The sequence below is a fragment of the Inquilinus ginsengisoli genome (assembly GCF_050434925.1).
GTDB lineage: Bacteria > Pseudomonadota > Alphaproteobacteria > DSM-16000 > Inquilinaceae > Inquilinus > Inquilinus ginsengisoli_B.
Window position 1 is genome coordinate 3,945,751 of record NZ_JBNDJK010000001.1, and the last position, 12,302, is coordinate 3,958,052.

Annotated in this window: 18 protein-coding genes; 11 read left to right on the top strand and 7 right to left on the bottom strand. The window is 68.2% G+C overall.

Features of this window, described 5'->3' with window-relative positions:
* Nucleotide 1 precedes the first annotated feature (1 nt).
* The gene (locus tag QFZ27_RS18760; RefSeq protein WP_429227893.1) at nt 2-889 is read left to right on the top strand and encodes a carbohydrate ABC transporter permease; all 888 of its coding nucleotides are present in this window, start codon (nt 2-4) and stop codon (nt 887-889) included.
* Complete coding sequence (locus tag QFZ27_RS18765) at nt 889-1,752, top strand: carbohydrate ABC transporter permease (protein WP_429227894.1); 864 nt, start codon at nt 889-891, stop codon at nt 1,750-1,752. The genes QFZ27_RS18760 and QFZ27_RS18765 overlap by 1 nt, the downstream gene beginning before the upstream one ends.
* Nucleotides 1,753-1,757: 5 nt before the next feature.
* Here QFZ27_RS18765 and QFZ27_RS18770 read toward each other — a convergent pair whose 3' ends face one another.
* The 4 genes from QFZ27_RS18770 to QFZ27_RS18785 form a co-directional block, all read right to left on the bottom strand.
* Nucleotides 1,758-2,123, bottom strand: a complete 366-nt coding sequence (locus QFZ27_RS18770) for a type II toxin-antitoxin system VapC family toxin (RefSeq protein ID WP_429227895.1) — start codon at nt 2,121-2,123, stop codon at nt 1,758-1,760.
* Nucleotides 2,117-2,341, bottom strand: a complete 225-nt coding sequence (locus tag QFZ27_RS18775) for a ribbon-helix-helix protein, CopG family (protein ID WP_429227896.1) — start codon at nt 2,339-2,341, stop codon at nt 2,117-2,119. The genes QFZ27_RS18770 and QFZ27_RS18775 overlap by 7 nt, the downstream gene beginning before the upstream one ends.
* A 64-nt stretch (nt 2,342-2,405) precedes the next feature.
* The gene (pyrB, locus tag QFZ27_RS18780; protein WP_429227897.1) at nt 2,406-3,458 is read right to left on the bottom strand and encodes an aspartate carbamoyltransferase; all 1,053 of its coding nucleotides are present in this window, start codon (nt 3,456-3,458) and stop codon (nt 2,406-2,408) included.
* A 62-nt stretch (nt 3,459-3,520) separates the two neighbouring features.
* On the bottom strand, nt 3,521-4,537 hold the full coding sequence (locus QFZ27_RS18785; RefSeq protein ID WP_429227898.1) for a sugar-binding transcriptional regulator: 1,017 nt from the start codon (nt 4,535-4,537) through the stop codon (nt 3,521-3,523).
* Nucleotides 4,538-4,801: 264 nt separating this feature from the next.
* Between QFZ27_RS18785 and QFZ27_RS18790 the strand changes: the two genes are divergently transcribed.
* Entirely contained in the window at nt 4,802-5,074 is a 273-nt protein-coding gene (locus QFZ27_RS18790) for a hypothetical protein (RefSeq protein WP_429227899.1), read from the top strand.
* A gap of 243 nt (nt 5,075-5,317) precedes the next feature.
* Nucleotides 5,318-5,620, top strand: coding sequence for a hypothetical protein (locus QFZ27_RS18795; protein ID WP_429227900.1), 303 nt, complete (start codon nt 5,318-5,320; stop codon nt 5,618-5,620).
* On the opposite strand, the gene QFZ27_RS18800 is transcribed toward QFZ27_RS18795, so the two are convergent.
* Nucleotides 5,617-6,627: a zinc-binding alcohol dehydrogenase family protein gene (locus QFZ27_RS18800; RefSeq protein ID WP_429227901.1), complete on the bottom strand. Its 1,011-nt coding sequence runs from the start codon at nt 6,625-6,627 to the stop codon at nt 5,617-5,619. The two genes, QFZ27_RS18795 and QFZ27_RS18800, sit on opposite strands and share 4 nt — an antisense overlap.
* Before the next feature lie 158 nt (nt 6,628-6,785).
* On the opposite strand from QFZ27_RS18800, the gene QFZ27_RS18805 reads away from it, so the two are divergent.
* The 7 genes from QFZ27_RS18805 to QFZ27_RS18835 all read left to right on the top strand — a co-directional run bounded on the left by QFZ27_RS18805 (nt 6,786) and on the right by QFZ27_RS18835 (nt 11,329).
* Complete coding sequence (locus tag QFZ27_RS18805) at nt 6,786-7,616, top strand: ABC transporter ATP-binding protein (protein WP_429227902.1); 831 nt, start codon at nt 6,786-6,788, stop codon at nt 7,614-7,616.
* Nucleotides 7,600-8,424 (top strand): ABC transporter permease, encoded by an 825-nt coding sequence (locus QFZ27_RS18810; RefSeq protein ID WP_429227903.1) that lies wholly within the window; start codon nt 7,600-7,602, stop codon nt 8,422-8,424. Before QFZ27_RS18805 ends, QFZ27_RS18810 begins: the two co-directional genes overlap by 17 nt.
* Nucleotides 8,421-9,434, top strand: coding sequence for an ABC transporter substrate-binding protein (locus QFZ27_RS18815; RefSeq protein WP_429227904.1), 1,014 nt, complete (start codon nt 8,421-8,423; stop codon nt 9,432-9,434). Before QFZ27_RS18810 ends, QFZ27_RS18815 begins: the two co-directional genes overlap by 4 nt.
* 26 nt (nt 9,435-9,460) lie before the next feature.
* Nucleotides 9,461-9,958, top strand: a complete 498-nt coding sequence (locus tag QFZ27_RS18820) for a hypothetical protein (RefSeq protein ID WP_429227905.1) — start codon at nt 9,461-9,463, stop codon at nt 9,956-9,958.
* A 107-nt stretch (nt 9,959-10,065) separates the two neighbouring features.
* On the top strand, nt 10,066-10,527 hold the full coding sequence (locus QFZ27_RS18825) for a VOC family protein (RefSeq protein WP_429227906.1): 462 nt from the start codon (nt 10,066-10,068) through the stop codon (nt 10,525-10,527).
* The gene (locus QFZ27_RS18830; RefSeq protein WP_429227907.1) at nt 10,524-10,856 is read left to right on the top strand and encodes an ArsR/SmtB family transcription factor; all 333 of its coding nucleotides are present in this window, start codon (nt 10,524-10,526) and stop codon (nt 10,854-10,856) included. Before QFZ27_RS18825 ends, QFZ27_RS18830 begins: the two co-directional genes overlap by 4 nt.
* Nucleotides 10,853-11,329: an SRPBCC family protein gene (locus QFZ27_RS18835; protein WP_429227908.1), complete on the top strand. Its 477-nt coding sequence runs from the start codon at nt 10,853-10,855 to the stop codon at nt 11,327-11,329. Before QFZ27_RS18830 ends, QFZ27_RS18835 begins: the two co-directional genes overlap by 4 nt.
* Before the next feature lie 22 nt (nt 11,330-11,351).
* On the opposite strand, the gene QFZ27_RS18840 is transcribed toward QFZ27_RS18835, so the two are convergent.
* Together QFZ27_RS18840 and QFZ27_RS18845 are read right to left on the bottom strand one after the other, a co-directional pair.
* Complete coding sequence (locus tag QFZ27_RS18840; protein WP_429227909.1) at nt 11,352-11,765, bottom strand: type II toxin-antitoxin system VapC family toxin; 414 nt, start codon at nt 11,763-11,765, stop codon at nt 11,352-11,354.
* Nucleotides 11,762-12,010 (bottom strand): type II toxin-antitoxin system VapB family antitoxin, encoded by a 249-nt coding sequence (locus QFZ27_RS18845; protein WP_429227910.1) that lies wholly within the window; start codon nt 12,008-12,010, stop codon nt 11,762-11,764. Before QFZ27_RS18845 ends, QFZ27_RS18840 begins: the two co-directional genes overlap by 4 nt.
* Nucleotides 12,011-12,302: the final 292 nt, after the last annotated feature.

A 12,302-nucleotide genomic window follows, 5' to 3' on the forward strand; every position in this document is an offset into this window, starting at 1 on the left:
TATGTCGCACCGTCTCGACAGCCGCTGGACCCCGGTCTGGTTCCTCGCCCCGGCCGTGATCGCCCTGTTCGTGATCGGCATCTTCCCGACGCTCTACGCGCTGTGGAACTCGCTGCACCAGGTGATCCTGCCGAAGATCCCGCGCGAAGGGACGCCCTTCGTCGGCCTCGGCAACTACCTCGCGGTGCTGACCGATCCGACCTTCTGGGACGCGCTCGGCCGTACGCTCGTGTTCCTGGCCATCGTGCTGCCGGCGGAGCTGCTGCTGGGCTTGGGCGTCGCCCTGCTGCTGCACAAGCCGGGCCTGCCACTGCTGAAGACCCTGGCCCGGCTCAGCCTGGTCATCCCGATGGCCACCACCTATGCCGTGGTCGGGCTGATCGGCCGGCTGATCTTCAACCGCGACTTCGGCGTGGTGAACTGGTTCCTCGGCCTGGTCGGGATCGGCCCGGTCGAATGGCTGGGCGACCCGACCTGGGCCTTCGTCTCGATCGCGCTGATGGACATCTGGCAGTGGACGCCGTTCTGCGCCCTGGTGCTGCTGGCCGGGCTGACCATGGTGCCGCCGGAGATCGAGGAGGCGGCGCGGCTGGAGACGAAGCGGTTTCGGCATATCCTGCGCCATGTCCAGCTGCCGTTCCTGCTGCCCGGCATCACCGCCGTCCTGATCCTGCGCACGGCCGACACGCTGAAGCTGTTCGACATGATCTTCACCATGACCCGCGGTGGGCCGGGGGCGGCGACGGAGCTGATCTCGATCACCATCCAGCGCATCGGCTTCCGGGTGTTCGACCAGGGCGTCGCCTCGGCCCAGGCGATCCTGCTCCTGGTCCTCACCATCGTGCTGTCGCGGATGTATATCCGCCTCGTCTATCAGGAGGTCGAGTGATGGCCGCGTCGGTGACGGTGGATCGGGCGGCATCGCGGCCGGCCAGGGCCCGCGTGCGAGTGTCGCCCTGGCATGCGATCGCGCTGATCGCGATCGCGCTGGTCTGCGTCTTCCCGTTCTACTGGATGGTGACGACCAGCCTGAAGGACCAGGCGGTGGCGCTGGCCTCGCCGCCGGTCTGGCTGTTCGAGCCGACGCTGGACCACTACCGCATGGTGCTGGGCCCGAAGGATGTCGGCCCCAGCCTGCTGAACTCGATCATCGTCGCGGTCTCGACCACGGCGCTGGCCATCCTGCTCGGCACGCCGGCGGCCTATGCCCTGGCGCGGTTCGAGTTCCGCGGCAAATCCGACCTGTGGTTCTGGTTCATCACCAACCGCATGGTCAGCCCGATCGTGCTGGCCTTGCCGATCTTCATGCTGGCCCGCAACCTGAACCTGATCGACACCCATCTGGTGCTGATCCTGCTGTACCTGACCTTCAACCTGCCGATCGTGGTGTGGATCTGCGCCGACCAGTTCCGTGGCATCCCGCGCGACCTGGACGATGCGGCGCGGATCGACGGCGCCTCGCGCTTCACCGTGTTCTGGCGCATCGCCCTGCCGCTGGCGGCGCCGGGCGTCGCCGTCTCGGCGATCTTCTCCTTCATCTTCTCCTGGAACGAGCTGCTCTACGCCCTTGTCCTGACGCGCAGCGCCAGCCGCACCGCGCCGGTGGCGGCGACCAGCTTCATGAGCGGCTACGACCTGCCCTGGGGCCAGATCATGGCCACCGGCACGCTGATCGTGCTGCCGGTGATCGTCTTCGCCCTGATCGTCTCACGCCAGTTGGTGCGCGGCCTGACCATGGGCGCGGTGAAGTAGGGGCGTCAGACCGAATAGGGCATCCGAATGCCGGGGTCGCCCACGGGGAAGTCCTTGCTGTTGCGGGTCACCAGCAGGGCTGATCGGCGGCGGGCGGACGCCCAGACGATCGCATCCGGCAGCTTGATGCGATGCGCCTTGCGGAGCGTCACCGCCTCTTCGGCGACGCCATCGTCCAGCTCGATCAGAGCGAAGCCGCGCAGAAAGTCTCTGGTCGCCTGCTCCGTCGCCGGAGCGGTTCCCACCATCACCTCCATCCACGTCACGACGCTGATCGCCTTGTCCGCATGCCGGTCCAACTCGCCCCGGGCGTCGGAAATGCCGTTCAGGTAGTCGATCAGGATGTTGGTGTCGAAAACGGCGCTCACCATTCGCCGCGCAGGGCCTTCTGGTAGTCGACGCCGTCCACGACGTCCTGGCCCTCGCGACGCCAGAGGCCAAAGGCGTCCTTTGCGCCAATCTTGCGCCGCTTCGCGAGATAGCTGGCGATCGCCTCACGGATGATGGCCGCCCGGGAGGTGTTCTCCCGGGCGCTGATCTCCGTCAGCTCCTCAAGCTGCTCGTTGGGAATGTCGACAAGGGTGCGCATGGCGATTTCTCATATATGATATCAATATCATATATCATCGCCATGCGGCGCGACAAGGGTCGGCTCAGCTCTTCCCCGGCCGGTAGAACGCGGCGTCGTCCGGGCCGATGCGCTCCGGCCGCCACCAGCGGGCCGGCTGGAAGGTCTTCTCGATGCCGTCGGCCACGCCGAGGGTCAGGGCGAACAGCGCCATGCGCACCGGCACGCCGTTGTCGGTCTGGCGGAAGATCGCCAGCCGCGGGTCGGTGTTCAGGTCCTGCGCCAGGTCATTGGCGCCCGGCCGGCTGTCGCGCGGCAGCGGGTGCATCACCACCGTGTGCGGCATGCCGTGGGCATTCAGGATGCCGAGGCTGATCTGGAAGTCAGGCGCATAGTCGGCCGAGATCTCGCCCTCGGCGAAGCGCTCCTTCTGCACCCTGGTGGCGTAGATAAGGTCGGCCTTGGTCACGCCGCGCGTCACCTCGTCATGCTCCTCCACCGTGTGGCCGCGGCTGCGGGCGTGCTCGACCAGCTCGGCCGGCATCCGCAGCGGCTCGGGCGAGACCAGGCTTAGCGTCAGGCCCTGATAGAGCGACAGGATGTGGATCAGCGAATGCACCGTGCGGCCGTATTTCAGATCGCCGACCAGGGCGATGCGGGCGCCGTCGACCGGCCGGCCGATGCGCGCGAACTCCTTCTCGATGGTGTAGATGTCGAGCAGCGCCTGGGTCGGGTGCTCGCCGGCGCCGTTGCCGCCATTGATCACCGGGATGTGGGTGGCGGCGGCGAATTCGTGGATCGCCCGCTCCTCCGGATGGCGCATCACCACCGTGTCGACATAGCCGGCGACCACCCGGGCAGTGTCGTAGATCGACTCGCCCTTGGCGATCGAGGAGAAGGTGAAGCCGGTGGTGTTGACGACGGCGCCGCCGAGGCGCTGGAAGGCGGCCTCGAAGCTGAGCCGGGTGCGGGTCGACGCCTCGAAGAACAGGCTGCCCAGCACCGCCCCTTCCAGCACCCGGGTGGTGGCGCGGCCCTGGGCGACCGGGGTCAGGAGATCGGCGACGCGGAACACCGCGGCGAGCGAGTCGAGGGTCAGCTCGCGCGTCGAGAGGAAGTGCCTGCCTTGGAAGTCCATGGTCTCAGCCCGCGATCCGGAGAGGGGCGGCGCGGTGGGCGCCGATGCGGAGCCGAGTCATCTCAGCCTTCGCGGTCTTCCGCAAGCCGTTCCGCCAGCTTCTCGTCGGTGATCAGGACGTTGACGCAGCGGCGGCGCAGCGCGGCGCGGATGATCCCGAACTTGTAGCTGCCGCCCGACGCCAGCACCACGGTCGGGATCCGGGACAGGTCGTCCAGCGACAGCGACACCATGCGCCGGTTCAGCGGGTGGTCGACCGGCCGGCCCTCGGCGTCCAGCCAGTTGCCCAGCACGTCGCCGACGGCGCCGGTCGCCCGCAGCGCCGCAGCCTCGCGGTCGACGACTCCCAGAGCCAGCATCAGGTTCTGGTCGGAGACGTTGCCGACGCTGATCAGCGCCATGTCGGCCGCCTTCGCCTTGTCGTAGATCTCGCGCAGCACGCCACGGGCCAACAGGCCGTCGCGCTGGGCCTCGTCATCGGCATAGACCGGGGCGGCGAGATAGAAGCGCTCGGCGTCGTGCAGGTCGGCGAAGCGCGAGACGATCTCGAAGGTGTTCTCGCCCGAGCCGCGGGTCATGCTGCCAATCAGCGAGACCACCGACAGGTCGGTCATCCGCCGCCGCCGGATCGACTGCAGGCCGAGGCGCAGGGTCAGGCCCCAGCCGATGCCGACCAGCATGCCGTCATGCACGGTGTTCTCGACATAGCCGCCTAGGGCGACGCCGATGGCGGCGCGGATCTTGTCCTCGTCGCGCGGTGTCGGCACCACCACCGCGTCGCGCAGCCCGTAGCGCCGGATCAGCGCCCGCTCCAGCGCCACGCAGGAGGCGAGGGGAGACTGGATGCGGATCTGGATCAGCCCGGCCTCGCGGCAGATCTGCAGGATGCGGTTGACCCGCAGCCGGGTCAGGCCCAGGCGCTCGGCGATCTCGGCTTGGGTCAGGCCTTCGACGAAATAGGCCCAGGCGATCCGGATCTGCTGCTGCTGCTCGGGGTCGACCGGGAGGTCGGCCGAATCTGACTCCGACACTCGCGGACGGGTCTTCGCGGTCTCCAGGCGGCGGCGCGTCTCGCTCATCGGTGTCCGGTCCGGCGTTTCCTCGCTGCCATGGTGCGGGCAGGGCCGGTCTGCTGCAAGCGGTCCTGCAGCCATCCCGGAAACGGAACGGGCCGCGCCGGTGTCCCGGTGCGGCCCGCTGCCTTTGCGACGATCGAACCATACCAAATCCGGCCGCGGCCGACCAGCCGAGAAGCCGCAGGCCAGATCCGGCCGGGCGCAGGCTTGCCACCGCCGGCTCGCCCGCCATTTCAGAGGGCGTGCGGCGGCGAGGGGACAGAAGGGATGCGCAGGGGCGATCTGACGCGGCTGATCCGGATCCTGGGGATGCTCGGCTCCGACCATGACGGGGAGCGGGCGGCGGCAGCCCTGGCGGCGGACCGGCTGGTGCGCGGCAGCGGTTGGAACTGGTCAGACCTGCTGGCGCCGGCCCGGGTGTCGCGGCCGGTCCGGGCGCAACCGGTGGATCCGCTCACCGACCGGCTCGCTGCCCGGATTCGCGGATGCGGCAGCTGCGCAGCGAGAACGCCCGGCTGCAGGAGGAGATCCGGCGGCTGAAGCGGCGGCTCGACCTGCGAACCCAACCGTTTCGCCCGGCCGACGAAAAGTCCCCGGCCGTGTCAGGCTGATCGATCGTGATCACGTCGCTGTGCAAGCGCATGTCAGAGTTCACGAACAATTCACGATTGCCGTCAATGATGGCGCTGCCGGGGGTGAGCCGGATCAGCAGGGGTAGTTCGCATGTGCGGGGAAATATCCAGTTATTATGATCTCTTCTCGGCTCCGTTGGCGGAGCGGTATTTGCAGAAGCTCGACATTGCCCTGGACCACTGGGAGGTTCACTTCCTGCGCCGTGGGTATGACTTCCTGCAACGCGGGATTCCGGAAGGCGCCATCTCCGCGCTGAACTATCTCGAGCTGCCGACCGAGCGTCGGGCGGTCGTGTTCACCGGTCCGATGCCGGTCACGCCGCTGACCGGCCGCGAGGCGGAGGAGATCCGCCGCGGGCTCGGGCACGTCATCGCCAGGGAGGCGAAGCGGATGGCGATTTCGGCGCCGCCGGAAGTGGCCTCCGACCGGATGCCGATGGCGCGAGTCGGCTAGACTTCGACCAGCGCCTTGATCACTCCGGCCTCGGGACGGCTCCAGCCCGGCACCTGGGTCGGCACGTCGGCGAGGCTGCCGCGATGGGTGCCGAGGGCCGCGGTCGGCACATGCCCGGCCCGCATCGACGCCAGCACATGTTCGAAATCCTCGCGCGTGGCGTTGCGGCTGGCCAGCAGCGTGGTCTCGCGCTTGTGGAATTCGGGATCGGAGAAGCCGATCTCGCCGAGGACGATGCCCAGCAGCACATAGGCGCCGGCATGGGCGACGTAGGAGAAGCCCTTGCGCATCGCCGCCGGGCTGCCGGTGGCGTCGACCACCAGGTCGAAGAAGTCGCCGTCGGTCGCCTGCCGCAGTCGGTCGTCGATGTCGCCGCCGCCCTCGAACACCGCATCGGCCCGCAGCACGTCGCGGCTGAAGGCGAGGCGGCCCGGATTGAGGTCCAGCACGCTGACATGGGCGCCGCGCAGCCTGGCGAAGATGGTCGCGGCGATGCCGATCGGCCCGGCGCCGACCACCAGCACCCGGTCACCTTCGCCCGGCGCGCCGCGGCGGATGCCATGCGCGCCGATCGCCAGGAACTCGACCATCGCCGCCTGGTCGAGGCTCAAGCCCTCCGCCGGCACGACATTCTGCTCCGGCACCGACAGGAATTCGCACAGGCCCCCGTCGCGATGCACGCCCAGCACCGACAGGGTCTTGCAGCAATTGGTGCGGCCGCGCCGGCAGGCGCCGCAGCTGCCGCAATGCAGATAGGGCTGGATGGCGACGACCTGGCCCGGGCGGAAGGCGCTGCCGGCATCGGCCTCCACCACCTCGGCGCCGAGCTCATGGCCGATGACCCGCGGATACTCGAAGTAAGGCTGGTTGCCCTTGTAGATGTGATAGTCGGTGCCGCAGATGCCGACCCGGCGGATCCGCACCAGCACCTCGCCCGGGCGGCGCTGCGGCTCCGGCCGGTCGATCAGGCGCAGGGTCTCGGGCTTCTCGCAGAGGATCGCTTTCATCGTCGGTCCGTATCGGGTCGGGATGGGACGCCCAAATTGATCGGACATATCGCGATTGTCGAGCGCGTTTGACTGGAAAGCCGGACCGGATCTGGGACAGACTGCCGCCCGAGTCCCAAGAGGCCCGCCCAGGGCCGATCATCCGAGGGAAGCCAGGAGTGCAGAGAGTCGCCGAGGCGGCGCGCGGCGGAGAGGCCCCGCCGGCCATCGCGTTTTCCGGGATTTCCGTCGCCTATCCGCTGAAGGGCGGCGGGCGCTACGTCGCGCTGGGCGAGACCGACCTGGTGGTGGCCGACGGCGAGTTCACCGCCATCGTCGGCCCGACCGGCTGCGGCAAGTCGACCCTGCTGAACGTCGCCGCCGGTCTGGTGCCGGCGGCGTCCGGCGGCTGCACCGTGTTCGGCCGGAAGCTGCAGGGGCTGAACCGCGACGCGGGCTACCTGTTCCAGGCCGACTCCCTGATGCCGTGGAAGACCGCGCGCGACAATGTCGCCGTCGGCCTGTCGGTGCGCGGCGTGGCGGGGAGCGAGGCGCGGGACCGGGCCCAGGCGTGGCTGACGCGGGTCGGGCTGGCATCGATGGGCGACCGCTACCCGCACCAGCTGTCCGGCGGCCAGAAGAAGCGCGTCGCCCTGGCCCAGATGCTGATCCTGGAGCCGAAGCTGCTGCTGATGGACGAGCCCTTCGGCCCGCTCGACGCCCAGACCCGGATCGTGATGGGCGACCTGCTGCTGTCGCTGTGGTCGGCCGAGCGCAAGGCGGTGCTGTTTGTGACACACGATTTGGAAGAGGCGATCGCCCTGGCCGACCGGGTGGTGGTGCTGTCGGCCGGGCCGCAGGCGCGTATCATCGCCGACCACCGGGTCGGGCTTGCCCGGCCGCGCGAATTGGCCGAATCCCGGCACGATCCCGAATTCACCGCCCTGCACCGGGCGATCTGGGCAGCGTTGAAGGACGAGGTGATGAAGGCCTATGGCGATGTCGTCTGAGGGGCGTTTCGCAGGCCGGGGCCGCATCCTGTTCTGGCAGATCGCGGTCGCCGTGATCTGCCTCCTGACCTGGCATATCCTGACCGCCACCAAGATCCTCGACCCGTTCTTCTTCGCCACGCCGCTCGGCGTGATCGAGCGGACCTGGAAGGATTTCGCCTCCGGCGTGATCTGGCGCCATCTCGGCGTCACCCTGCTGGAGACGGTGCTGGCCTTCGCCATCGGCTCGGCCGCCGGCGTGGCCTTGGGCTTCTGGTTCGCCCGGCGGGCCATGGCGGCGGCGGTGTTCGACCCCTACATCAAGGCCGCCAACGCGCTGCCGCGGGTGGTGCTGGCGCCGATTTTCGCGCTGTGGTTTGGCCTCGGCATCTGGTCGAAGGTGGCGCTTGGCGTCACGCTGGTCTTCTTCATCGTGTTCTTCAACGTCTACCAGGGCGTGCGCGAGGTCAGCCCGACCGTGCTGGCCAATGCCCGCATGCTGGGGATGAACGACCGGCAGCTGCTGCGCCATGTCTACATGCCCTCGGCGCTGTCCTGGGTGTTCTCCAGCCTGCACACCTCGGTCGGCTTCGCCCTGGTCGGCGCCGTGGTCGGCGAATATCTCGGCGCCACCGCCGGGCTCGGCTACCGCATCGCCCAGGCCGAGGGCGTGTTCGACGTGGTCGGCGTGTTCTCCGGCATGCTGGTGCTGTCGGCCTTCGTGGTGGCGATCGATGCTTTCGTCTCGGTGATCGAACGGCGGCTCCTGGTGTGGCGGCCGGAGAGCGCGGCCGCAGCCTCGGCCCAAGGATTAGGAGGAAACGGATGAGAACCCTGCTGCGCGGAATCGCGCTGGTCCTCGGTTTGGCTCTGGCGGTTCCGGCCATGGCGGCGCCGGAGAAGACGCATATCGCTATCGGCGTCGGCGGCAAGCCGCTGCTGTACTACCTGCCGCTGACCGTCGCCGAGAAGAAGGGCTTCTTCCAGGAGGAGGGGCTGGAGGTCGAGATCAGCGACTTCGCCGGCGGCGCCAAGAGCCTGCAGGCGATGATGGGCGGGTCGACCGACGTCACCACCGGCGCCTATGAGCACACCATCCTGATGCAGGCCAAGGGCCAGGACATCCGGGCGCTGATCGAGCTCGGCCGCTTCCCCGGCATCGTGCTGGTGGTGCGCCAGTCGCTGGCCGGCGAGATCAAGTCGGTGGCCGACCTCAAGGGCCGCAAGATCGGCGTCACCGCCCCCGGCTCCTCGACCAACTTCTTCGTCAATGCGCTGCTGGCCAAGGAGGGGCTGACGCCGGACGACGTGTCCTTCGTCTCGGTCGGTGGCGGTCCCAGCGCCGTGGCGGCGATGCAGCATGGCGAGATCGACGCCATGGCCAATCTCGACCCGGTGATCTCGAAGCTGCAGTCCAGCGGCGCCGCCACCGTCCTGGTCGACACCCGGACGGAGGAGGGGGTGAAGGCGGTGTTCGGCGGCCCGGTGCCGGCGGCCGTGCTGTACGCCAAGGCGGATTTCGTCGCGGAGAATCCGGAGACGGCGCAGGCGCTGGTCAACGCCTTCATGAAGTCGCTGCGCTGGCTGGCCACGGCGACGCCAGAGGACGTGGCCGCGGTGGTGCCGGAGGAGTACCTGCTGGGCGACCGCGACCTCTATGTCGCGGCGGTGAAGGCCTCGCTGCCGATGTACTCGCGCGACGGGCTGATCAAGCCGGAGGGGATGCAGACCGCGCTCGACATCCTGCACCGCTTCAGCCCGGAGCTGAAGGACGCCCAGATCGACCTGACCAAGACCTGGGACCCGCGCTTCGCCGAGAAGGCGCAGGCGATCAAGTAAGGTCTTCATCGGAACGGAGCCCGCCGATGCGTTTCCTGGTCATGAGCATTGCCGTCCTGGTCGCGACGGAAGCCCATGCGGAGGGCTTCGCCGTTCACGATCTTTCGACCGTGGCGGACGACGCGAGCGTCGCGCTCGGGGCCGGCTTCACTCACAAGGCCGAGCCCGGGCGCGTCACGCTGTTTTGTGCCGGCTGCAAGGGCGGGACGATGATCGACATCAAGATCGGCCGCCAGACCGACGGCACGGAGCAGCGCGTGCGCTCGGGCCAGACGTCGATGGCCGATCTGGAACGGCTCTGCCAGGCCAAGGACCCGGCCTGCAGCCTGACCGGGTTGAGCGTTTCCCCCGCGGTCGGCTGGATCACCAAATGGTCCATGGGACCGATCATTGGCTCTACCGCCACCATTCTGCGCGATGGTGATCTCTTGACGATTCGGTCCGTTGCCGACGATGCGGACACCGCCCGACGCAATGCCGAGAAGATCGTGGCGACGGTGTCGCCCAAGGTGATCGGCCGCTAGCTCGCGGTCCGGTCGGAACGCGGGCTGGCGGCGATGCAGCCGAAGCCACTTGACTCGATAGTTCTCTCTATCGTTAAATATTTCCTATGGAGTGAAGGAGATGAGCCATGGCTGAGTCTGCCTCGCGCCCGGCGCTGGCGCCGAGCGTCTTCTACAAGGATCCCAAGTCTGCACTCGACTGGCTGGAGAAGGCCTTCGGCTTCGAGCGCAGCATGGTCATCACCGACCAGGACGGGAACCTCGCCCATTCCGAGATGCGGGTCGGCGACGGCCTGATCTATGTCGGGTCCGAATGGACGGAGACCGTTGCCAGCCCGGCTTCGGTTGGCGGCAAGAACACCCAGTCGATCCATGTTCACGTCCAGCATGACATCGACGGGCACTGCGCCCGGGCCAAGGCGGCCGGGGCGGTGGTCCTGCAGGGCCCGTCCGACCAGTTCTATGGCGACCGCACCTACCGCGCGACCGACCCGGAAGGCCATGTCTGGACCTTCGGCCAGACCGTCCGCCAGGTCTCGCGGGAGGAGGCCGAGCAGGCATCGGGGCTGAAGATCGAAGGCTGGATGTGAAGCCAGCTACGGCTCTCGACCAGACCCTGGCGGCGCTCGCCGACCCCCATCGCCGGCGGGTGGTCGAACTGCTGCGCGAACGGCCACGACGGGCGGGAGAGCTGGCGGAGGCGCTGGGCCTCAACCCCCCGGCGCTCAGCCGGCACCTGCGCACGCTGAAGGCCGGCGGGCTGGTCGAGGAGGCGCATCCGGAGTTCGACGCCCGTGTCCGCATCTACAGCCTGCGGCCGGAACCGATGGCCGATCTGAAAGCCTGGCTGGGCGAGACCGAGCGGCTGTGGGCCGATCAGCTCGCCGCGTTCAAGGCGCATCTGGAGCGACCGGAATGACCTCGCGCATCCTCGTCTCGCTGCGCGTCCCGGCGACGCCGGAGCGGGCCTTCACCGCCTTCGTCCGCGACATCGCCCTGTGGTGGAAGCCGAACCCGCTGTTCGAGTTCAGCCCAGGCCCGGCCGGGACGCTGGGCTTCGAGCCCCGGCTCGGCGGCCGGTTCACCGAGACCTATCCGGACGGGCGCGTCTTCGAGATCGGCCGGATCTGGGCGTGGGAGCCGGGCAGCCGCCTGGTGTTCTCGTGGCGGCAGGCCAGCTTCACGCCCAGCCAGGCCACCGAAGTCGAGGTCCGGTTCGAGCCGGTCGACGACCAGACCCGCGTGACCGTCGAACACCGCGGCTGGGACAGCGTGCCCCAGGAGCATGTCGCCCGGCACCACTTCCCCGACCCGGTGTTCCTGCAGCGCCACGGCGAATGGTGGCAGGCCCTGCTCGGGACCTATCGGATATCGGCCCGGTTTGACGGATAGGGGGCGAGGTCGTCGTCCTCGGCTATGAAGCCCACGGCGACACGAGGTCGAGGCCGGTTGTCCGGAAATCCGTCAGGTTGCGGGTGGCGAGGCGGCCTCCGTTGACCCGCGCAATGGCGGCGATCATGCCATCGGGGGCCGACATCCCGAGGCCCTGGCGGGAAGCCGCGCCCATGATCTCTCCATAGGCCAGCGCGGCCTCTTCGGTCAGGCCGAAGATCCTGTCGGCAAACCGGCGCCGCCAGTCCGAAAGTCCCCGCTCCAGCCGCGCGGCGCGCCGATCCGGCAGAATCTTCTGAATGCCGAAGGCGATTTCCGCAATCGTCACAGTTGGCAGTGCCAGTTCGGCGTCATGCCTGAGCAGCCAACTGGCCACCGAGGGATCCGGCGATCTGCGCAGGGTCTCGGAAACGACGTTGGTGTCGAGGAAGATCAAAGGTCCGGGCCCGGGTCGACGCGTCGCGCACCTCGGATCACTGTCTCAAGATCGATATCTGTACCGCAGTCCCTCGCCAGACGAGCATAGAACGAAGCTGCGGGTTCGCGCCCGGCTTCGCGGACTTCGTATGCCTCCAGTGCGCGCTCCACGATATCGGCAATCGACCGGTTTTCGCGGCGTGCGAGACGATGGGCGAGGTCCCGAGCTTTGGCGCTGCGAACGGACAGTTGGGGTTCGGCCATGATGGTCTCCATTCAAGAGAATCATAGGCCCGCGATGTGCTGCCATCAAGATGGCTGGTGATGGCTTGATGGCATACTTGCCTTGGGCGAGTTCTTCAGCCCAGCGCCTCCGCGATCTTCTGCCGTACCCCATCGACAAAGGTCGCGGCCTGAAGGTGGAAGGCACTCCAGATAAATACAATTTTAACAAATGCAGTTCCCCGACTCTGTCCAGGTGATCGGCGCCGAGTCGCGAGGCTGTCCGCCGCGCGCATTGACGAATCGAACGGCAGCCGCCAAAGGTGGACTCTTG